Here is a 20,967-nt window from a genome sequence, read left to right on the forward strand (position 1 = left end):
TGAACGGCCACACCAACGCACCACCCGAAGTGCGCTGGCTTCACAAAGACAAAAGGTCACCGCAGGAGACAAAGTCGTGCACATTGGTGTTCCTCTCGAGACGCAGACCGGTGAGACAAGGGTCGCTGCGACCCCGGAAACCATCAAGAAACTGATTGGCCAGGGCCATCAGGTCACCGTCCAACGGGGGGCAGGGCTCAACGCCAGCATTCCGGACAGTGCCTATGAGGCTGTGGGAGCTTCCTTGGGAAGCGCTGCCGATGCCTACGGCGCCCAGCTGGTCCTCAAGGTCGTTGCCCCCAACGATCAGGAGCTGACCCTGATCAACAGTGGCAGCCTTCTGGTGGGCATGCTCAACCCCTTCAACAGCGAGCTCATCAGCAAGATGGCCGAGCGCGGCATCACCGCCTTCGCCCTTGAGGCCGCGCCGCGTACCTCACGGGCACAAAGCCTTGATGTGCTGTCGTCGCAAGCCAACATCGCCGGTTACAAGGCGGTGTTGCTGGCTGCCCATCACTACCCACGCTTCATGCCCATGCTGATGACCGCCGCCGGTACCGTTAAGGCCGCACGTGTGCTGATTCTGGGCGCAGGGGTTGCCGGCCTGCAGGCCATCGCCACGGCCAAACGCCTGGGCGCGGTGATCGAGGCCTCGGACGTACGCCCTGCGGTGAAAGAGCAGATCGAGTCGCTCGGTGCCAAGTTCATCGACGTGCCCTACGAGACCGATGAAGAGCGCGAGTGCGCCGAAGGTGTGGGTGGTTATGCCCGCCCGATGCCGCCCAGCTGGATGCAGCGTCAGGCCCAGGCCGTGCACGAACGCGCCAAGCAGGCGGATATCGTCATCACCACGGCACTGATCCCAGGCCGCAAGGCGCCGACCCTGCTCAGCGCCGAAACCGTGGCGCAGATGAAGCCTGGCTCGGTGGTCATCGACCTCGCTGCCGCCCAAGGCGGCAACTGCCCGCTGACCGTTGCCGACCAGGTGGTGATGGAAAACGGTGTCACCATCGTTGGCCCGACCAACCTGCCCGCCCAAGTCGGTGCCGATGCCTCGGCGCTGTACGCACGTAACCTGCTGGACTTCATGAAGCTGCTGTTCGACAAGGACGGCGCGCTGGTCATCAACCTCGAAGACGACATCGTCGCGGCCTGCCTCATGTGCCGCGACGGCCAGGTCGTCCGCAAGAACGGCTAAGGAGCACGACAATGGAAGACATGCTGATTTCCCATGGCATCTACAACCTGATCATCTTCGTGCTGGCCATCTATGTGGGCTACCACGTGGTCTGGAACGTCACCCCGGCACTGCACACACCGCTGATGGCGGTCACCAACGCCATCTCCGCCATTGTCATCGTCGGCGCCATGCTGGCCGCCGCGCTGACCGTGACCCCGGCAGGCAAACTGATGGGCACGCTGGCCGTGGCGCTGGCTGCGGTCAATGTGTTCGGTGGCTTCCTGGTCACCCGACGCATGCTTGAGATGTTCAAGAAGAAAACCAAGACCGAGGGGCAGAAGTAAGCATGAGCATGAATCTGGTAACGCTTCTCTACCTCGTCGCGTCGGTGTGCTTCATTCAGGCGCTTAAGGGGCTGTCGCACCCGACCACATCACGCCGCGGCAACGTGTTCGGCATGATCGGCATGGGCATCGCGATGCTCACCACGGTCGGCCTGATCTACAAGCTTGGCGCCGAGCTGGCTACGGCTGGCATCGGCTATGTGATCGTCGGCTTGCTGGTCGGTGGTACCGCCGGGTCGATCATGGCCAAGCGCGTCGAGATGACCAAGATGCCCGAGCTGGTTGCCTTCATGCACAGCATGATCGGTCTGGCTGCTGTGTTCATCGCCATCGCCGCCGTGCTAGAGCCGCAGTCTATGGGCATCGTCGCCAGCATCAGCGACCCGATCCCTACCGGCAACCGCCTGGAGCTGTTCCTTGGCGCGGCGATCGGTGCAATCACCTTCTCCGGTTCGGTGATCGCCTTCGGCAAGCTCTCGGGCAAGTACAAGTTCCGTCTCTTCCAAGGGGCACCGGTACAGTTCGCCGGTCAGCACAAGCTGAACCTGATCCTGGGCCTGACCACCATCGCTCTGGGCCTGCTGTTCACCTTCACCGGCCATTACAGCGCCTTCACCCTGATGCTGGCCCTGGCCTTCATCATGGGTGTGCTGATCATTATTCCGATCGGTGGCGCCGACATGCCGGTGGTGGTGTCGATGCTCAACAGCTACTCGGGCTGGGCTGCGGCCGGTATCGGCTTCTCGCTGAACAACTCGATGCTGATCATTGCCGGCTCGCTGGTAGGTTCGTCCGGTGCGATCCTCTCGTACATCATGTGCAAGGCGATGAACCGCTCGTTCTTCAACGTCATCCTCGGCGGCTTTGGCGGTGATGCCGATGCGGGCGCAGCGGCGGGTTCGAAAGAGCAACGGCCAGTGAAGTCCGGTTCGGCCGACGACGCCACCTTCCTGCTGAGCAACGCCGACAGTGTGATCATCGTCCCGGGCTACGGCTTGGCGGTGGCTCGTGCCCAGCACGCACTGAAGGAGCTGACCGAAAAGCTCAGCCACAACGGCGTGACCGTGAAGTACGCGATCCACCCGGTGGCGGGGCGCATGCCCGGGCACATGAACGTATTGCTGGCCGAGGCCGAGGTGCCGTACGACCAGGTGTTCGAGATGGAGGACATCAACGCCGAATTCGGCCAGGCCGACGTTGTGCTGGTGCTGGGCGCCAACGACGTGGTCAACCCTGCGGCGAAGAATGATCCGAAGTCGCCGATTGCTGGCATGCCGATCCTCGAAGCGTTCAAGGCCAAGACCATCATCGTCAACAAGCGCTCCATGGCCAGCGGCTATGCGGGCCTGGACAACGAACTGTTCTACCTGGACAAGACCATGATGGTGTTCGGTGACGCCAAGAAAGTCATCGAGGACATGGTCAAGGCCGTGGAGTAACAGAGCCAGCTTCAAACCCTGCGCTATAAAGGAAGCCCCGGTCAGAATCGACCGGGGCTTTTCATTTATTGCTCCAGATCAACGGCTCTATTTCCAGGGTTCTCATACGACCATGGTCGTGGGACGGCGACGGGCGAAATCTCTAGACTGCGCTGCAGTAGCTTCAGTAGCCCGAGATAACAATCCATGTACCGTGATCGTATCCGCTTGTCCTCCCTGCACAGCAAGGTAATGAGTGCGGCTGATGCCGCTGGTCTGATCGAGGACGGCATGACCGTCGGCATGAGCGGTTTCACCCGCGCCGGCGAAGCCAAGGCCGTACCGCATGCGTTGGCCGAACGTGCCAAGCAGTCGCCGCTGAAAATCAGCCTGATGACCGGCGCAAGCCTGGGCAACGACCTGGACAAACAACTGACCGAGGCCGGTGTACTGGCCCGCCGCATGCCTTTCCAGGTAGACAGCACCCTGCGCAAGGCCATCAACGACGGCCAGGTGATGTTCATCGACCAGCACCTTTCCGAAACGGTCGAACAGCTGCGCAACAAGCAGCTGAAACTGCCTGACATCGCCGTCATTGAAGCCGTGGCAATCACTGAAGAAGGCCACATCGTGCCAACCACGTCGGTAGGCAACTCGGCTAGCTTTGCGATCTTCGCCAAGCAAGTCATCGTCGAGATCAACCTGTCGCACAACGCCAACCTCGAAGGCCTGCACGACATCTATATTCCGACCTACCGCCCGACCCGCACGCCTATCCCGCTGGTCAAGGTCGACGACCGTATCGGCAGCACCGCCATCCCGATCGACCCGGCCAAGATCGTCGGCATCGTCATCAGCGACCAGCCGGATTCGCCGTCCACTGTCCTGCCGCCGGACGACGAGACCCAAGGCATCGCCGACCACCTGATCAATTTCCTCAAGGGTGAAGTCGAAGCCGGTCGCATGACCAACAAGCTCGGCCCGCTGCAAGCTGGTATCGGCAGCATCGCCAACGCGGTGATGTGCGGCCTGATCGAGTCGCCGTTCGAAGACCTGACCATGTACTCAGAAGTACTGCAGGACTCGACCTTCGACCTGATCGACGCCGGCAAGCTGAGCTTTGCCTCGGGCAGCTCGATCACCCTGTCTACCCGTCGTAACGCCGACGTGTTCGGTAACCTGGAGCGCTACAAGGACAAGCTGGTCCTGCGCCCGCAGGAAATCTCCAACCACCCGGAAGTCGTGCGCCGCTTGGGCATCATCGGCATCAACACCGCGCTGGAGTTCGACATCTACGGCAACGTCAACTCCACCCACGTGTGCGGCACCAAGATGATGAACGGCATCGGCGGCTCGGGCGACTTTGCCCGCAACGCCCACCTGGCCGTGTTCGTGACCAAGTCGATTGCCAAAGGCGGTGCCATTTCCAGCGTGGTGCCGATGGTCAGCCACGTTGACCACACCGAGCACGATGTGGACATCCTGGTCACCGAGCAAGGCCTGGCTGACCTGCGCGGCCTGGCGCCACGCGAGCGTGCCCGTGCAATCATCGACAACTGTGTCCACCCGGACTACCGCGCAGCGCTGAACGATTACTTCGAACGCGCCTGCCAACGTGGCGGCCACACTCCGCACATCCTGCGTGAGGCGCTGAGCTGGCACGAAAACCTGGAAGAATCTGGCCGCATGCTCGCCAGCTGATTCCTGTTAGCCCCCAATCGCCGGCAAGCCGGCTCCTACAGTGACCACGATAAATCTGTAGGGGCCGGCTTGCCGGCGATTGTCTATCTGCCTCCAAATACAGTTCCAGAACACTTCCGCACCTAAACCACATAAAACTGTACTACTGTACTGCTAAACTCCCCCTCAAAAGTCTTCGTGATTCCAGCCAAACGACAAAAATGCACCAGATAAGTGCGGACCAGTACAGTTGCGCCTATTTCGAGTGCAACAGTGGGGTTAAACAGTTAACTGGCCCATCGCATTACTGTTGAACTGTATCTACTGTTATGGACGACAGGAGAGGATCATTGGCATCAGTTAAATCACTACCTAATGCCGCCATAAGCGGAAGGATGTCACATCATGGAACGTACCCTCAGTTCCGGTCTGGTTTTCGAAAACAACGCCCAGCAATCCAACGCTTCGCTGCCGCTGCGCGCTCTCTCCACCCTGCTGCTCTGGCAGCGTCGCATGGCCAGCCGCCGTCAACTGGCTCGCCTGGACGCCCGCCTGCTGGCCGACGCCGGTATCAGCGAGTCGCAGCGTTACGAAGAGCTGAGCAAGCCGTTCTGGCGCTAAGCACCGGTTCGCCGGCTTCTAGCCGGCACCGCGAATTCCCAAACCCGTTGCAGGAGACTGCAGCGGGTTTTTTATTTGAGGCCCCGAGCTAGAGCCTCTCAAAGCAACACATGTACAGTTTTGAAAATACCAAAACTGACCATAACAGTTGCGCGGCATGCTGTTCATTAACATCCAGAAACATCGGCGCGTGATACGCTTGCTCCAACACTCTGGTAGAACATCTTGTTGAACGTACCGCGACGAGCCGTGCAAGCGTCCGATATGCAGTACCACTGCCCCTAGTCCAGGAGTCCTCGATCATGTCCCGTAACCACCTGATTGGTGCCGCCCTGCTGCTGAGCCTCGTCGGCACCGCCAACGCCACCAGCTTTGTCGTCACCACCGATGCCGTCGTTGGCGCAGTTGCCGCCTCCACCGACGCCACGTCCGACGTTTCCTCATCCTTCAAGGATGACAAGATCGTCCAGGCCGCCCGTGACGACGCCGCCAGCTTCGTCGGCAGCCAGGGCGCCATTCGCGGCGCCAAGCTGGAAAGCGCCTTCGTGCACATCCGCTCGCAGATGCCAGCCCTGCAGGCCAGCGACGCACAACTTGCCCAGGCTATCCTGGCGCTCTGACCCGCTACGGCACAACGGATGCGCTGGCTCTGGCCGGCCCATCCGGGGTAGCCTTCGCCGTCCACGTTCCAAACCGTTAGAAAGCCGATGCGTTATCTGTTGCCCTTGCTGTTCGCCGCTGTTGGCATGGCGCAAGCCCATGCCATGGACACCACCACGCAGAGCCTGGTCATCACAGGCTATGTCACCAGTCAGGTCACCACCGCGCCGTTCGACCGCAAGCTGGTCCGCCAAGCCCGCGACGATGCTGCGGCCTTCGTCGCCAGCGATGGCCTGATCCGCGGCGCACGCCTGGAGGCAGCCCTCGGCGCCTTGCGGCACAACGGGGTCCGGCACTCTGTCGGCGACCTTGAACTGGCAGAAGCAATTCTCGTCCAATAACTACATATGACTCCCTGTATGTTCCGGAGATGTTCCATGCGTAAATCGCTGATCGCCGCCACCCTCGGCATGCTCGTGCTGGCCGACCTGGCTCAGGCGCAAACCCTGGTGGCCACCAGCAACATCATCGTGCGTGCCTTTGGCCGTTCGATCGATTTCACCTCTGACACCACCACTTCGATCCGCGACTCCAAGGTCGTGCGCGAAGCCCACGACGATGCCGCCAGCTTTGTCGCCAGCAACGGGGATATCCGTGGCGCCCAGCTCGAGGCTGCCTTCAACACCCTGCGCGAGCGCGTTCCTGAAGCACGTGGCGCCAGCGACCAGGTACTGGCCGAATCTATCCTCGCGCTGTGAACCCTGTGCGTGCCTGGCTGCTCGGCTGCGTCCTGACACTGCTCGGCACGCCCGCCCTGGCCGGCCTGCAGCTTGAGCTGCAGGCTTCCGGCCTGACTTCCCCTGAACAACACGCCACCCAGGCCCTGCTCGACGAGGCACTGGGCAAGCTGCCGCCACGCTTCAAGCAGCAGCTGGACCGCCGCATCCTGGTCAGCTGGAGCGACACAATGCCCGCTGACGCTTATGGCCAAGCGTCTTTGGTTTCCACCCTTGAGCTGAACAGCCGTCTGCTACCGGGGCTGGTCGACGGTAGTGCCGCACGCGAGCGCACCAACCGACCGCACGGTACGGTTCGCCAGGAACTGCTGGCCACTGTTCTGCATGAGCTGACTCATATCTACGACCGGGCACGTCTCTGGTCCAGCGCCGACCGCTCGTTGATTGCCCAATGCAGGCGCCAGCAAGGCACCCTGGGCAAAGTCGGCCTGCCCGAACAGTGCCGTGGCCAGGCCGAACGCCGCTTCACCCTGAGCGACGACCCACGCCTGCTGGACCTGGCCGGCTGGCCGCAGTACGTCGGGCGCCGTGGCGAGCGCGAACAGCACAATGGCCAGGGCGTTCGCAGCCCTGACACCTATGAGCTGAGCAGCCCGAAGGAATTCATCGCGGTCAACATGGAGTACTTCCTGCTTGACCCCAGTTACGGTTGCCGTCGCCCGGCGCTAAACCAGTACCTGCGCGACCACTTCGGCTGGGCGCCGCAGCAAGACGCTTGCGCCAAAGGCCTGCCGTTCCTCAACGCAGGCAGCGACTTCGCCCGCCAACCGCTGGGCGAAATCGACCCGGAGCGGGTCTACGAAGTCGACTACCTGCTGGCCGAAGCCAATCAGAACTGGGTCAGCCGCTGGGGCCACAGCATGCTGCGCCTGGTGATCTGCGCACCAGGGCGCCCACGCGGCCCGGACTGCCGCCTGGACCTCGACCAGCACCTGGTGCTGTCGTACCGCGCCTTCGTCAACGACGTGCAGCTATCCAGCTGGGATGGCCTGGTCGGGGCCTACCCATCTCGGCTGTTCGTGCTGCCGCTGGGCCAGGTGATCGACGAGTACACCAAGACCGAACTGCGCAGCCTGGCCTCCGTCCCCCTCAAGCTCAGCCGGCCAGAAATCGAGAACCTGGTGCGCCAGGCCGCGGAAATGCACTGGAGTTATGACGGCAACTACTACTTCCTGTCCAACAACTGCGCAGTGGAGTCGCTGAAACTGCTGCGCAGCGGCACGGCCAATCCACGCCTGAACGACCTGGACAACATCATGCCCAACGGCCTGCTCGAAGTGCTCAAAGGGCGCGGGCTGGCCGACACCAGCGTGCTTGACGACCCGCGCGAAGCGTTGCGCCTGGGTTACCGCTTCGACTCCTACCGCGACCGCTACCAGGCCATGTTCGAGGTGTTGAAGAAACAGCTGCCAATCAAGCAGGACAAGGTCGAGGATTGGCTTGCCCTGGATGCCGAGCAGCGTCGTGGCTGGTTCCAGCAGGCCGACTTGCGAACCAGTGCTGCGTTGCTGCTGCTCGAACAGGCCAGCCTGCGTCGGCAGCTGCTGTTGGCCCAGGATGAGGTGAAGCAGCGCTACCTCAATGCCGCTGCGCTCAAGGATGGCAGCATCGACAAGGCCAACAAGGCGTTACAGCAGATGCTGGCCAACAGTGGCTTCCTCAGCCGGCCGGCCGAGCTGCTCGATGCCAAGGGCTATGGCTTGCCACAGCCGGACGAGCGCCAGCACCTGGAGAAGGTCAGCAGTGAGCGACAGGCACAGTTGCTGCGCCTGAGTACCGACCTGGACAAAGAGGTGAGGGCACTGCTGGAGCCGTCGCGAGCCAAGGAGATTGCGGCGGTCGAAGCCAATGTGAAGCAGGTGGGGGAGCACCTGCGGGCGCTGCACAAGGCAGCGGGCGGGCTGCAGTTGCCGTAGTGACTGCACTGGCCTCATCGCCGGCAAGCCGGCTCCCACAAAAGCCGCGATGCACCTGTGGGAGCCAGATTGCCGGAGATGGGGCCAACAAATGCCTCAAAGGCTCTCTTCAACCTCCCCAGGCAAATCCTCATCCAGATGCAACCAGGGCAAGCGGCTCCCGGTCCAGATATGCCGATTGGCCCGCACCCGCTCCGGATGGTCCAGCGTCGCTACCGTCACATCGATGCTCTGCGGGCTGAGAGAGGTCTCCAACGCCACATGCGCACCACAGCTGCCGCAGAAGTACCGGCTGCAACTGGCGGGCGCGACATAGCGGTGCGGTGTGCCTGCCAACCAGGTGAACCCGTCGCGGGGCAGGGTGAGCCAGGTCACCACCAGCCCGCCGCTGACCTTTCGGCAGATCGAGCAATGGCAATGAGCGACGTCCGTCAAATCCCCCTCCAGCCGGTAGCGCAAGGCGCCGCAATGGCAGCCTCCTTCAAGCACATCCACCATCACCTACCTCCTGTCGCCTTGATCGAAGCGAAAGCTGGCTGAAAGCTTGCGCCAATAGGATAGCCCCACCACCGGCAGCAGACCGGTCAGCCAGGGCACCCGGAAATTTCCGCGCCCGGCCCACTCAACAACAACAATGGTGATTCTGATGTTTTCCTGTGCCCGCCCGTCCGTAGTCCCACTTCGCCTACTCCCCGCGCAGCGCATCACGCGCTGATCCGCTCGAATCGACTTTCCTTTCGCCGCGCCACGCCTGGAGTACCGCCATGCTGACCTTCCTCGGCTTTGCCATGGTCATCACCTTCATGTACCTGATCATGACCAAGCGCCTGTCGGCCTTGATCGCACTGATTTTGGTACCGATCCTGTTCGCCCTGTTCGGCGGTTTTTCCGCCAAGATCGGCCCCATGATGCTCGAGGGCATCAGCAAGCTCGCGCCAACTGGCGTGATGCTGATGTTCGCCATCCTCTACTTCGCCCTGATGATCGACTCCGGCCTGTTCGACCCGGCCGTGCGCAAGATCCTCAAACTGGTCAAGGGCGACCCGCTGAAAGTGTCTGTCGGCACAGCCGTCCTGGCCCTGGTGGTCTCGCTCGACGGTGACGGCGCCACCACCTACATGATCTGCTGCGCCGCCATGCTGCCGCTGTACAGCCGCCTGGGGATGAGCCCACGGATCATGGCCGGCCTGATCATCCTGGCCGGCGGGGTGATGAACATGACCCCATGGGGCGGCCCGACCGCACGTGCCGCCAGCGCCTTGCATGTGGACCCATCCGACATCTTCGTGCCGATGATCCCGGCCATGGTCTTCGGCGTGCTGGCGATCCTCGCCATCGCCTACATGTACGGCAAGCGTGAGCGTGCCCGCCTGGGCGAGCTGCACCTGCCGACCGACGACATCGACCACAGCGAAATCAGCGTCTCGCAGTTCCCTGAAGCACGTCGTCCGAAGCTGATCTGGTTCAACGGCGCCCTGACCGCCGCGCTGATGGTGGCCCTGATCGCGGGCGTGTTGCCGCTGCCGGTGCTGTTCATGATCGCTTTCAGTATCGCAATGATCGTCAACTACCCGTGCCTGCAGCAGCAGAAGGACCGCATCGCCGCCCATGCCGGCAGCGTACTGGCTGTCACCGGTCTGATCTTCGCCGCAGGTATCTTCACTGGCATCTTGTCGGGTACCGGCATGGTCGAGGCGATGTCCAAGAGCCTGCTGGCGGTCATCCCCGAAGCCCTGGGGCCTTACCTGGCGGTGATCACCGCGATCGTGAGCATGCCTTTCACCTTCTTCATGTCCAACGACGCCTTCTACTACGGCGTGTTGCCAGTGCTTTCGGAAGCCGCCAGCCACTATGGCATCAGCCCGGTGGAAATGGCCCGCGCGTCGATCGTCGGACAGCCGGTACACCTGCTGAGCCCCTTGGTACCCTCTACCTACCTGCTGGTAGCCCTGGCCGGTATCGAATTTGGCGACCATCAACGCTTCACCCTCAAGTGGGCAGTGCTGGTGTGCATGTGCATAATGCTCGCCGCGCTGTTGATGGGCATTTTCCCGCTGTTCAGCAGTCTGTAATCGCATCACCCAACCGCGCTGCGTGCTTCACTGTGCGCAGCGCCTTTATCGTTTGAAGGAATACACATGGAATGGCTGACCAGCCCGGAAATCTGGGTTGCCTTTTTCACCCTCACCGCGCTTGAGATCGTTCTCGGTATCGACAACATCATCATGATCTCGATCCTGGTCAGCCGCATGCCCAAGCACATGCAGCCGCGTACCCGGATCTTCGGCCTGGCCCTGGCCATGGTCACGCGCATCATGCTGCTGCTGTCGATCACCTGGGTCATGCGCCTGACCGCCGACCTGTTCGTGGTCTTCGGCCAAGGTATTTCCGGTCGTGACCTGATCCTGTTCTTCGGTGGCCTGTTCCTGCTGTGGAAAAGCTCTCAGGAGATCTACCACGGCCTGGAAGGCGAAGATGAAAGCCCGGAAGAGCCCAAAGGCGCAGGCGGCAAGTTCTTCTACACCATCATCCAGATCGCCATCATCGACATCGTGTTCTCCCTGGACTCGGTCATTACTGCCGTGGGCATGGTTTCCCATGTACCGGTCATGATCGCAGCCATCGTCGTTGCCGTGCTGGTGATGATGCTGTGCGCTGGCGCCATCAGCAATTTCATCGACAAGCACCCGTCGCTGAAGATGCTCGCGCTGTCGTTCCTGATCGTGGTGGGCACCGTGCTGATCGCCGAATCGTTCGATGTGCATGTACCGAAAGGCTACGTCTACTTCGCCATGGCCTTCTCCCTGGCAGTGGAAGCCATCAACATCAAAATGCGCACCGCCATGGCTCGCAAGCAGGGCAAGGAACATGACCCCGTGAAGCTGCGCAAGGACATTCCGGGTCAATAAGACCGGAGCGTGCGACAGAAAAAGCCCTTCGGGGCTTTTTTTGTGAACGTTGTCCGGTGCTTTCGCCAGCGCAAGCATCAAATGTTTCAAATATGTTCCAGCCATGCCAAGCTGGCGCCAGCTCTGCAAAACAACTAAAGCTTGAGTGAGCACTGAAAAAAACGCCCACCCCCGGGCCAGGCTCACGGCTTCACCCATTGGCCCTGACACTGGGGCGTTGAAAGAAGGGGGGCTAGAACATGCTGACCCTGCTCAACCTGCTCTCCGCCGTGGCATTGCTGGTGTGGGGCACACATATCGTGCGTACCGGCATCCTGCGGGTGTTCGGTTCCAACCTGCGCCGTGTACTGAGCCAGAACATGACCCGGCAGCCGATGGCCTTCATCGCCGGCATCCTGGTGACCGCCATGGTGCAAAGCAGCAACGCCACCGCCATGCTGGTGACGTCTTTCGTCAGCCAGGGCTTGATGGCGATGACCCCGGCCCTGGCGATCATGCTCGGGGCCGATGTCGGGACCGCGCTGATGGCCCGGGTACTGACCTTCGACCTGTCATGGCTGTCGCCGCTGCTGGTGTTCATCGGCGTGATCTTCTTCCTGTCACGCAAACAGACGCGTCTTGGCCAGTTGGGCAGGGTGGCGATCGGCCTGGGCCTGATCATCCTGGCACTTGAACTGATCGTCCAGGCCGCCGCGCCCATTACCCATGCTCAGGGCGTGAAAGTGCTGTTTGCCTCACTCACTGGCGACATTCTGCTCGACGCCCTGGTTGGCGCGCTGTTCGCCATGATCACCTATTCCAGCCTGGCCGCCGTGCTGCTCACCGCCACCTTGGCCGGCGCCGAAGTGATCAGCCTGCCGGTGGCCATCGGTTTGGTGGTGGGCGCCAACATCGGCAGCGGTCTGCTGGCCTTCATCAGCACCAGCATGCAGAACGCCTCAGGGCGACGAGTGGCGTTGGGCAGCCTGCTGTACAAAATGATTGGCCTGCTGCTGATCATCCCGGTGTTGCATCCCCTGGTGGAGTGGATGGATAGCCTCAGTTTCAGCCCTCAGGAACTGGTGATCGGCTTCCACCTGCTCTACAACACGCTGCGCTGCCTGCTCATGCTGCCCACCGTCAAGCTCATGGGCCGGCTGTGCAACAGCCTGCTACCCGAGCGTGAAAACGGCAACGGCCAGATCCGCCCACGTCATCTCGACACCACAGCCCTGGGCACGCCCAGCCTGGCCCTGGCCAACGCCGCCCGGGAAACCCTGCGCCTGGGCGATATCGTCGACAGCCTGCTCGAAGCGATGCTTGGCGCGCTGCGTGGCACCCAAACCGCCGTGCCGCAGCAGGTCCGGGCCCTGGGTGAAGATGCCGAGGCCCTGTACAGCGCGATCAAGCTGTACCTGGCGCAAATGACCCGCGAGGACTTGAGCGACCAGGACAACCGCCGCTGGGCCGAGATCATCGAACTGGCAATCAACCTGAAGCTGGCCTGCGACCTGATAGAACGCATGCTGCGCAAAGTCCAGCAACAGAAAACCAGTCAACGCCGGGAGTTTTCCCAAGTCGGCCTGGAGGAGCTGACAGGCTTGCAGGAACAGTTGCTGGCCAACTTGCGCCTTGGCCTTTCGGTGTTTCTCAGCGCCGACCCCGAGAGTGCCCACCTGCTGTTACGCGAGAAACGCCGCTTCCGAGCCCAGGAACGACGCCTGGCCCATGCCCATGTCAGCCGACTGCAACGCAAGGTGCTACAAAGTATCGAAACCAGTTCGCTACACTTGGAGCTGATCGCTGACATGAAGCGGTTGAACTCTTTGTTCTGCAGCAGTGCCTATGTGGTACTGGGCGGTTCGGACACCGGCGGGCTGATGCTCGACAGTGTGCCGGACGAAGCCCGCTTGCCCTGATCTCGCTGACCGGAGACCCAAGCTCGCCCATGCGTTGCCTGATGTTCCTTTGCCTGCTGATCTGCAGTCTGCCCACGCTAGCCCTCGATCGGTCGCGGGTTGAGGGTTATCTGTTACCCAATGGCCTGCAGGTGATCCTGAAATCTGGCTACGAACGCGATCATGTGGCCATTCGCCTGGTGGTGGGCGTCGGCCTGGACGACTTCGACTGCGAGCAGAAGGAATTGCCGCACCTGCTCGAACATCTGCTGTTCAGCGGTATCGACGAAACCGGCGAGGGTGGACTCGAAGAGCGCCTGCAGGCACTGGGCGGGGAGTGGAATGCATACACCAGCAGCGCCGACACCACCTTCGTCATCGAAACGCCAGCACGCAACCAGCGCAAGGTTCTCGACCTGCTGCTGGCCGTCATCCGTGACACCCGGATCGACGCCAAGGCGCTGGCCACGGCCAAGCGCATCATCGAGCGCGAAGATGGCGGCCATTATGGCCACCTGCAGCGTTGGCTCGACCGTCAGGACATCGGCCACCCCGCCAGTGACCAGCTGGCCGTCGAGCTGGGCCTGAAATGCCCAGAGCGCTCCAATCTCGACGACATGACCCTGGAGCAGGTCCAGGCCCTGCGCGAGCGCTGGTACGCGGCCAACAACATGACACTGATCATGGTCGGTGGACTGGACCGATTGCTGCCGGCCTACCTCGAGCGCACCTATGGCGAGTTGCCGGCCACCGAACCCGAGGAGCGCCGCAACCTCGACAGCATCAGCCAGCCAGCGGAGCAACGTCGCGATCTCATCAATGGCTGGCTTGGCGACAGCGTCAAACTGCACTGGTTGTTCATCGAGCCGGTTCTGGACAACGACCACCAGGCTACCCTCGACCTGCTCTCGCGCTACCTGGACTGGGCCGTGTACGACCAGATGCGCCTGCGCCACGGCCTGTCCTACGGCCCCACGGTTCAACGTGAGAGCTTCGGTGACAGCGGCATGCTCAGCCTCAATGCCGACCTTGAGCGCGAAGACATCGACAAGGCGACCAAGGTGATGCAACAACTGCTGGATCACCTGCGCAAGGAAGGCCTGGACCCCGACACCTTCGCGCGCATCAAGGACGCAGCCGTCGCCAAGGAAAGCTGGAGCACTCAGGGCAACAGTGCCTTGGCCGACTACTACTGGGGGGCGCTCAACGACTACAACAACGGGCGCTTCGCCGACCCGACACGCAAACTGCGCCAGGTGACGCTGGAGCAGGCCAATGAAGCCTTGAAGGCTTTGCTCAAGGATCAAGGCTATCTGCGTATCGAGAAGCCGTTGCTGGGGTATGACGAACTGTATGGCCTGATTGCCTTGCTATTGGGGCTGATACTGGCGTTGGGGTTGCTGCGTCGACGCCGTCACGCAGCGAAGCGACCAAGCGGTGCTACACGGCAGCAGTGAATCGGCGGTATCCTTTCGCCATCAGTGGCCCTTTCGCGGGTAAACCCGCTCCCACCGGTACACCACCGTCTTCATGGGCACTGGTTATCTGTGGGAGCGGGGTTACCGGCGAAGAGGCCGGCAATGCCTCTCAATATTCCTTGTTGTAAACCCATGCCCCCAATACCCCACTTCGTGCAGCGCGTCATCGAACTGCTCAAACGCTACCCTGGCATCATCGCGCTCGGCGGTTTTCTCTCCGGTATCGGCAGCTTCATCCTGGTGGACCGGCAGGCCGGCCTGGCCAGCTGGGTCGCCATTCTCATGCTGGTCAGCTGGGTCTGGCTGATGCTCGAGAACACCCTCACCGGCCTTTTCGCCCGCACTTTCAACCGCGAAATCCCTCAGCCTCTGCTGCGCTACGCGACGCAGATGATCCACCAGGAAAGCCTGTTCTTCGTCCTGCCGTTCTTTTTCATCACCACCACCTGGAACAGCGGACAACTGGTCTTCACCGGCCTGCTGGGCGCCGCCGGGCTGATTTCGATCATCGACCCGCTGTACTACAAGTGGTTAGCCCCGCGCCGCTGGCTGTTCCTCGCGCTGCACACACTGACGCTGTTCGCCGCACTGCTCACCGCATTGCCGATCATCCTTCACCTGACCACCGCGCAAAGCTTCAAGCTGGCATTGATTGCAGCCATGGTGCTGTCGTTCCCGAGCCTGGCCAGCAGTTTCCCGATCAAAACCTGGAGGCGAGGCGTGGCACTGGTACTGGTGACCCTGGCCGTGGGCGGCGGTGGATGGCTGATGCGCTCCTGGGTGCCGCCAGCGACATTGTGGATGACCGAAGTGGCCGTGAGCACTGAAGTGCTGAACCGCCAGCCTGGCGACTCTCTGGATGAGATTGCCGCCAGCCGTATCCGCAGCAGCGGCTTGTACGCCTATACCGCGATCAACGCACCGCGGGGTCTGAACGAGCGGATCTACCATGTGTGGCAAAAAGATGGCAAAGAGGTCGACCGAATCGCCCTGGACATCCACGGGGGACGCAAGGAAGGCTATCGGGCCTGGACCCACAAGCAGAACTTCCCACCTAATCCGGTCGGCAAATGGCAGGTGAGGGTGCTGACTGAGGACGGCCAAGTAATTGGCGTGCTGCGCTTCAAGGTGGTGGACGACGCAGCTCCGTAATTGGCGCTGCATGGACTGCGCTGACCTTCAGATCACTGCAGTACCTGTGGGAGCCGGCTTGCCGGCGATCAGCGGCAAAGCCGGTGCCATCCACCGCATTGCCTGCAAGAGCCGCACACAGCACATTCTCAACAAACCACGCCATGCCTGCTGCGCTATGATCAGGCTCTACGCCTAGCGGACCGTCAGATGCATGGAGCCTATGACCACCCCCAGCGCCACCCTGGACACCAGTTGCCAACCGGCTTGCCTACGCATCGCCGGTGACTGGACCCTGGCCCACTACGCCAGCCTCAAGCGCGAGAGCGAGCGCCTGCGTACGGAATATGGTGCCGACACCATTGCCGATCTCAGCCAGTTGGGGCGTCTGGACACCGCCGGAGCCTCCCTGCTGGCCGAGCTGCTCGGCTCAGAGCGGCTATCACACTGTACCGACAACCTGCCCGAAGCCAGCCGCGCCTTGCTCAAGAACGTCTATTGCTCGGTGCAGGACTACTGCATTCCGGTCAAAGAGCCGGAACGCCCGGTCTTGCTGCAACTGCTGGAGCGTATCGGGCGAGCCGTGGACACCCTCTGGCAGGACACCCGGCAGTTACTCGGCTTTGTTGGGCTGATCCTGGAAACCCTGCTGCTGCGCTTCTTCCAGCCTCACCGCTGGCGCGTCACCCCCGTGGTCGCACATATCGAGCAAACCGGCCTGGACGCAGCACCCATCGTGGCCTTGCTGACGTTCCTGGTAGGGGCGGTGGTGGCGTTCCTCGGCGCCACGGTGCTGGCGGACTTCGGCGCAACTGTGTTCACCGTGGACCTGGTGGCGTTTTCCTTCCTGCGTGAATTTGGCGTGCTGCTGACTGCCATCCTCATGGCTGGGCGAACAGCCAGTGCGTTCACTGCGCAAATCGGCTCGATGAAGGCCAACGAGGAAATCGACGCCATCCGCACCCTTGGGCTGAACCCGATCGAACTGCTGGTGGTACCGCGAGTACTAGCCTTGCTGATAGCTCTGCCGTTGCTGACCTTCCTCGCGATGATCTGCGGCATCGTCGGCGGCGCCGTGGTCTGCGCCCTGACGCTGGATATCTCACCCGCGATGTTCCTGTCGTTGCTGCAAAGCGATATCGGTGTGCAGCACTTCCTCGTCGGGCTGGCCAAAGCGCCGTTCTTCGCCTTCCTGATCGCCGCCATCGGTTGCCTGGAAGGCTTCAAGGTCAGCGGCAGCGCCGAGTCGGTCGGCGCACACACCACCTCCAGCGTGGTTCAGTCGATCTTCGTGGTCATCGTGCTGGATGCGGTGGCGGCCTTGTTCTGCATGGAGATGGGCTGGTGAGTGGCCGGGATGCAGTGATCGAAGCGCGGGGCATCTGCAACCGCTTTGGCAGCCAGAGCGTGCACGAAAACCTCGACCTCGACCTCTACCGTGGCGAGATCCTTGCGGTAGTCGGCGGCTCGGGTAGCGGCAAGTCGGTGCTGTTACGCAGCATCATCGGCCTGCGCAGGCCCAACGAAGGGCAGGTCAAGGTGTTTGGCCAGGACCTGGCCAGCCTCAATGACAGCCAGCGCTCACAGGTTGAGCGGCGCTTCGGCGTTCTGTTCCAGAAGGGCGCCTTGTTCTCTTCGCTGACCGTGACTGAGAACGTCGCCCTGCCATTGATCGAGCACGCGGGCCTTTCCCGCGCCGATGCCGAGCACTTGGCCGGGGTCAAACTGGCGCTGGCAGGGCTGCCGATTTCAGCCGCCGACAAATACCCGTCGTCGCTGTCCGGCGGCATGATCAAGCGCGCCGCATTGGCCCGTGCCTTGGCGCTGGACCCGGACATCCTGTTCCTCGACGAGCCCACCGCTGGCCTCGACCCCATTGGCGCCGCGGCCTTCGACCAGCTGATCCTGACATTGCGCGATGCCTTGGGCTTGTCGGTGTTTCTCATCACCCACGACCTGGACACCCTGTACACCATCACCGACCGTGTAGCGGTGCTGTCGCAAAAGAAGGTGCTGGTGGCAGGGCCGCTGGCCGAGGTCGAGCAGACCGACGACCCCTGGATTCACGAATACTTTCACGGCCCGCGCGGGCGAGCGGCCGAGCACGCCGCCGCCAGCGCGGTGCAGGAGCGCTGAACAATGGAAACTCGAGCTCATCATGTCCTGATCGGCCTGGTCACCGTCATCGTGGTGGCCGGTGCCATGCTGTTTGGCCTATGGCTGACCAAGTCCAGCGTCGACGACGCGTTCAAGGACTACGAAGTGGTCTTCAAGGAAGCCGTATCCGGCCTGTCCCGGGGCAGCCCGGTGCAGTACAACGGCATCAAGGTCGGTGATGTCACCAGCCTGCGCCTGGACCCCAAGGACCCGCGCCGCGTCCTGGCCCGCGTGCGCCTGAGCGGCGACACCCCGGTCAAGGAAGACACCCAGGCCAAGCTGACCCTGGCCGGGGTGACCGGCAACTCGTTCATCCAGCTCAGCGGCGGCACCCCGAAAAGCCCCGAGCTCAAAGGCAAGGACGGCAAGCTGCCGGTCATCATCGCCTCGCCGTCGCCCATTTCACGCCTGCTCAACGACAGCAGTGATCTGGTCACCAACATCAACATGCTGCTGCACAATGCCAACCAGATGTTCTCGGAAAGCAACATCGACCGACTGAGCAACACCCTGGCCAACCTGGAGCAGACCACCGGTGCCTTTGCCAGCCATAAAGGCGGCATTGCCCAGGCCATCGAGCAGTTGGCCGAGGTCGGCAAGCAGGCCAGCGCCACCTTGGCCGAGACCCAGGCCCTGATGCGCAACGCCAACGGCCTGCTGGGCAATGAAGGCAAACAGGCCATCGGCAGCGCCGAGCAGGCCATGCAATCGCTGGCCGATAGCACTGCCACCATCAACAACCTGCTCAAGGACAACCGCGAAGCCCTCGACGGCGGTGCCCAGGGGCTCAACCAGCTGGCCCCCGCCATTCGCGAGCTGCGTGAAACGCTCAACGCGCTCAAGGGCATTTCCCGGCGCCTGGAGGCAGACCCGAGCGGCTACCTGCTGGGCCGCGACAACAACAAGGAGTTCCAGCCATGAAACCGTCGCTGCGCCTGATGGCCTTGGCCGCCACGCTGAGCCTGGCCACGGCCTGCTCGGTCCTGCCGAAAACCGAACCTGTGGATACATACCGCCTGCCCGTGAACCAGGCCAGCCGCAGCACTACGCCGGTGGACTGGTCTTTGCGACTGAACAAGCCGCTGGCCAGTGAAGTGTTGGCCGGGCCTCGCATCGCAGTAATCCCCCAAGGTGATGTGATCAGCAGCTACAAGGGTGCTCGCTGGAGCGATCCGACGCCGCTGCTGGTACGCAACCGTCTGCTCGATGGATTCCAGCGTGATGGCCGGGTCCAGCGCTTGAGTGCCGACGACAGCAACCTGCAAGCCGATTACGAGCTGGCCGGCGAGCTGCTGGCCTATCAAAGCGAATACCGCCCAGGCGGTGGAGTGGAGGTGGTGATCCGTTATGACGCACGGCTGGTCCAGGGTCGCAGCCAGCGCATCCTCGCCAGCAAGCGCTTCGAGATCCGCCAGCCACTGACCGGCACCCAGGTTTCAACCGTGGTCACAGGCTTTGGTGTGGCCAGCGACCAACTGGCCCAGCAAGTGGTCGACTGGACAGTGGCTCAGGCGAAGAACCAGTAGCAAACGAAGATCGCCGCGATCACGCCAGACAGTTCAGCCAGCAGTGCGCAGCCAACCGCGTGGCGCACCCGCTGGATGCCGACCGCGCCGAAATACACCGCCAGTACGTAGAAGGTCGTTTCGGTACTGCCCTGAATAGTCGCAGCAACCAATGCCGGGAAACTGTCCACACCTTGGGTCTGCATGGTCTCGATCAACATGGCGCGAGCCGCACTGCCAGAAAACGGCTTGACCAACGCGGTGGGCAGGCCCTCAACGAAGCGGGTGTCCAACCCCATCCAGTTCACGGCATGACGAATGCCGTCCAGCGCCAATTCCAGGGCCCCAGAGGCGCGCAGCACGCCGACCGCCACCAGCATCGCCACCAAGTACGGCAGCAAGCTTTTGGCGACGTCGAAGCCCTCTTTGGCGCCCTCGACGAAGGCTTCGTACACCTTCACCCGCTTCAGCGCACCGACCACCAGAAACAGAATGATCACACCAAACAGCGTGAGGTTGCCCAAGATCGAGGAGAGGCTTGCCAAGGCCGCGGCTGACAGGGTGCCGAGAAATGCCATGAACGCCCCCAGCAGCAACGCACCTGGGACCAGGTAAGCGAGCACCACCGGGTCCCAGAGGCGCAGACGTTGCATCACCGCGACCGACAGCAGGCCGACCAGGGTAGAAACGCTGGTCGCCAACAGAATGGGCAGGAACACCATCGTAGGGTCGGGGGCGCCTTGCTGGGCGCGGTACATGAAAATGGTCACCGGCAACAACGTCAGCGAAGACGCGTTGAGCACCAGGAACAGGATTTGCGCATTGGTCGCCGTGGTGCTGCTGGGGTTCAGCTCCTGCAGGGCACGCATGGCCTTCAGGCCGATTGGCGTGGCCGCGTTGTCCAGGCCCAGGCCATTGGCGGCGAAGTTCATGGTAATCAGGCCCAGAGCAGGGTGCCCGGGCGGTACTTCCGGCATCAGCCGTGCGAACAGCGGGCCGAGGACCTTGGCCAGCCACTCGACGATACCGGCCTTTTCGGCGATCTTCAGGAAGCCCAGCCAGAGCGTCAGGGTGCCGAACAGCAGGACCATGACTTCGACCGACAGCTTGGCCATGGCAAAGATGCTCTCGACCATCGCGGCGAAGATGCCAGCGTTGCCACCCACCAGCCATTGGGCCAGGGCGGAAACCGCCGCCACCAGGAAAAAGCCGAGCCAAAGGCCGTTGAGCATCCGTGTGTTCCCCCTGAAAAATGCCCGAATGATAGCGTATCGAAGGCTGTTTTAGCCTCCACTGGCCTTATCGCCGGCAAGCCGGCTCCCACAAGGAGCGCGACCGATGCAGTACCTGTGGG

At 62.2% G+C, this 20,967-nt stretch carries 20 protein-coding genes; 18 read left to right on the forward strand and 2 right to left on the reverse strand.

Annotation, left to right across the window (positions count from 1 at the left end):
* Positions 1–76: 76 nt before the first annotated feature.
* From PspTeo4_RS20475 to PspTeo4_RS20515, 9 genes are all read left to right on the forward strand, one after another.
* Positions 77–1,198, forward strand: coding sequence for a Re/Si-specific NAD(P)(+) transhydrogenase subunit alpha (locus tag PspTeo4_RS20475; RefSeq protein ID WP_322365766.1), 1,122 nt, complete (start codon positions 77–79; stop codon positions 1,196–1,198).
* 11 nt (positions 1,199–1,209) lie between these two features.
* Entirely contained in the window at positions 1,210–1,524 is a 315-nt protein-coding gene (locus tag PspTeo4_RS20480; RefSeq protein WP_322365767.1) for an NAD(P) transhydrogenase subunit alpha, read from the forward strand.
* 2 nt (positions 1,525–1,526) lie between these two features.
* On the forward strand, positions 1,527–2,963 hold the full coding sequence (locus PspTeo4_RS20485) for an NAD(P)(+) transhydrogenase (Re/Si-specific) subunit beta (RefSeq protein WP_322365768.1): 1,437 nt from the start codon (positions 1,527–1,529) through the stop codon (positions 2,961–2,963).
* Between the two features lie 186 nt (positions 2,964–3,149).
* Complete coding sequence (locus PspTeo4_RS20490; protein WP_322365769.1) at positions 3,150–4,643, forward strand: acetyl-CoA hydrolase/transferase family protein; 1,494 nt, start codon at positions 3,150–3,152, stop codon at positions 4,641–4,643.
* Between the two features lie 384 nt (positions 4,644–5,027).
* Complete coding sequence (locus tag PspTeo4_RS20495; protein WP_023378057.1) at positions 5,028–5,243, forward strand: DUF1127 domain-containing protein; 216 nt, start codon at positions 5,028–5,030, stop codon at positions 5,241–5,243.
* Between the two features lie 302 nt (positions 5,244–5,545).
* Positions 5,546–5,863 (forward strand): DUF2388 domain-containing protein, encoded by a 318-nt coding sequence (locus PspTeo4_RS20500; RefSeq protein ID WP_023378056.1) that lies wholly within the window; start codon positions 5,546–5,548, stop codon positions 5,861–5,863.
* A gap of 87 nt (positions 5,864–5,950) precedes the next feature.
* Positions 5,951–6,244 (forward strand): DUF2388 domain-containing protein, encoded by a 294-nt coding sequence (locus PspTeo4_RS20505; protein WP_322365770.1) that lies wholly within the window; start codon positions 5,951–5,953, stop codon positions 6,242–6,244.
* A gap of 36 nt (positions 6,245–6,280) precedes the next feature.
* Positions 6,281–6,601 (forward strand): DUF2388 domain-containing protein, encoded by a 321-nt coding sequence (locus PspTeo4_RS20510; RefSeq protein WP_322365771.1) that lies wholly within the window; start codon positions 6,281–6,283, stop codon positions 6,599–6,601.
* Positions 6,598–8,556, forward strand: a complete 1,959-nt coding sequence (locus PspTeo4_RS20515) for a DUF4105 domain-containing protein (RefSeq protein WP_322365772.1) — start codon at positions 6,598–6,600, stop codon at positions 8,554–8,556. Before PspTeo4_RS20510 ends, PspTeo4_RS20515 begins: the two co-directional genes overlap by 4 nt.
* A gap of 96 nt (positions 8,557–8,652) precedes the next feature.
* Here the strand turns inward: PspTeo4_RS20515 and PspTeo4_RS20520 are convergent, their stop codons facing one another.
* Positions 8,653–9,054 carry a GFA family protein gene (locus PspTeo4_RS20520; RefSeq protein WP_322365773.1) on the reverse strand — a complete coding sequence of 134 codons (402 nt, stop codon included), beginning with the start codon at positions 9,052–9,054 and terminating at the stop codon, positions 8,653–8,655.
* Positions 9,055–9,320: 266 nt separating this feature from the next.
* Between PspTeo4_RS20520 and PspTeo4_RS20525 the strand changes: the two genes are divergently transcribed.
* The 9 genes from PspTeo4_RS20525 (at position 9,321) to PspTeo4_RS20565 (ending at position 19,634) form a co-directional block, all read left to right on the forward strand.
* Positions 9,321–10,628, forward strand: coding sequence for a CitMHS family transporter (locus tag PspTeo4_RS20525; RefSeq protein ID WP_322365774.1), 1,308 nt, complete (start codon positions 9,321–9,323; stop codon positions 10,626–10,628).
* A gap of 66 nt (positions 10,629–10,694) precedes the next feature.
* Positions 10,695–11,465 carry a TerC family protein gene (locus PspTeo4_RS20530; protein ID WP_322365775.1) on the forward strand — a complete coding sequence of 257 codons (771 nt, stop codon included), beginning with the start codon at positions 10,695–10,697 and terminating at the stop codon, positions 11,463–11,465.
* Between the two features lie 239 nt (positions 11,466–11,704).
* Positions 11,705–13,363 carry a Na/Pi cotransporter family protein gene (locus tag PspTeo4_RS20535; protein WP_322365776.1) on the forward strand — a complete coding sequence of 553 codons (1,659 nt, stop codon included), beginning with the start codon at positions 11,705–11,707 and terminating at the stop codon, positions 13,361–13,363.
* 29 nt (positions 13,364–13,392) lie between these two features.
* Positions 13,393–14,799, forward strand: a complete 1,407-nt coding sequence (locus PspTeo4_RS20540) for a pitrilysin family protein (RefSeq protein ID WP_322365777.1) — start codon at positions 13,393–13,395, stop codon at positions 14,797–14,799.
* 153 nt (positions 14,800–14,952) lie between these two features.
* Positions 14,953–15,972 carry a DUF5924 family protein gene (locus PspTeo4_RS20545; RefSeq protein WP_322365778.1) on the forward strand — a complete coding sequence of 340 codons (1,020 nt, stop codon included), beginning with the start codon at positions 14,953–14,955 and terminating at the stop codon, positions 15,970–15,972.
* Positions 15,973–16,165: 193 nt separating this feature from the next.
* The gene (locus PspTeo4_RS20550; RefSeq protein WP_322365779.1) at positions 16,166–17,299 is read left to right on the forward strand and encodes an MlaE family lipid ABC transporter permease subunit; all 1,134 of its coding nucleotides are present in this window, start codon (positions 16,166–16,168) and stop codon (positions 17,297–17,299) included.
* The gene (locus PspTeo4_RS20555; RefSeq protein WP_322365780.1) at positions 17,296–18,087 is read left to right on the forward strand and encodes an ABC transporter ATP-binding protein; all 792 of its coding nucleotides are present in this window, start codon (positions 17,296–17,298) and stop codon (positions 18,085–18,087) included. Before PspTeo4_RS20550 ends, PspTeo4_RS20555 begins: the two co-directional genes overlap by 4 nt.
* Positions 18,088–18,090: 3 nt before the next feature.
* A complete protein-coding gene (locus PspTeo4_RS20560; RefSeq protein ID WP_322365781.1) occupies positions 18,091–19,029 on the forward strand; it encodes an MlaD family protein in 939 nt (312 codons plus the stop codon).
* Positions 19,026–19,634 (forward strand): ABC-type transport auxiliary lipoprotein family protein, encoded by a 609-nt coding sequence (locus PspTeo4_RS20565; RefSeq protein WP_322365782.1) that lies wholly within the window; start codon positions 19,026–19,028, stop codon positions 19,632–19,634. Before PspTeo4_RS20560 ends, PspTeo4_RS20565 begins: the two co-directional genes overlap by 4 nt.
* Here PspTeo4_RS20565 and PspTeo4_RS20570 read toward each other — a convergent pair.
* The gene (locus PspTeo4_RS20570; protein WP_322365783.1) at positions 19,616–20,845 is read right to left on the reverse strand and encodes a nucleoside recognition domain-containing protein; all 1,230 of its coding nucleotides are present in this window, start codon (positions 20,843–20,845) and stop codon (positions 19,616–19,618) included. The genes PspTeo4_RS20565 and PspTeo4_RS20570 overlap by 19 nt on opposite strands.
* Positions 20,846–20,967: the final 122 nt, after the last annotated feature.

This window comes from Pseudomonas sp. Teo4 (assembly GCF_034387475.1).
GTDB lineage: Bacteria > Pseudomonadota > Gammaproteobacteria > Pseudomonadales > Pseudomonadaceae > Aquipseudomonas.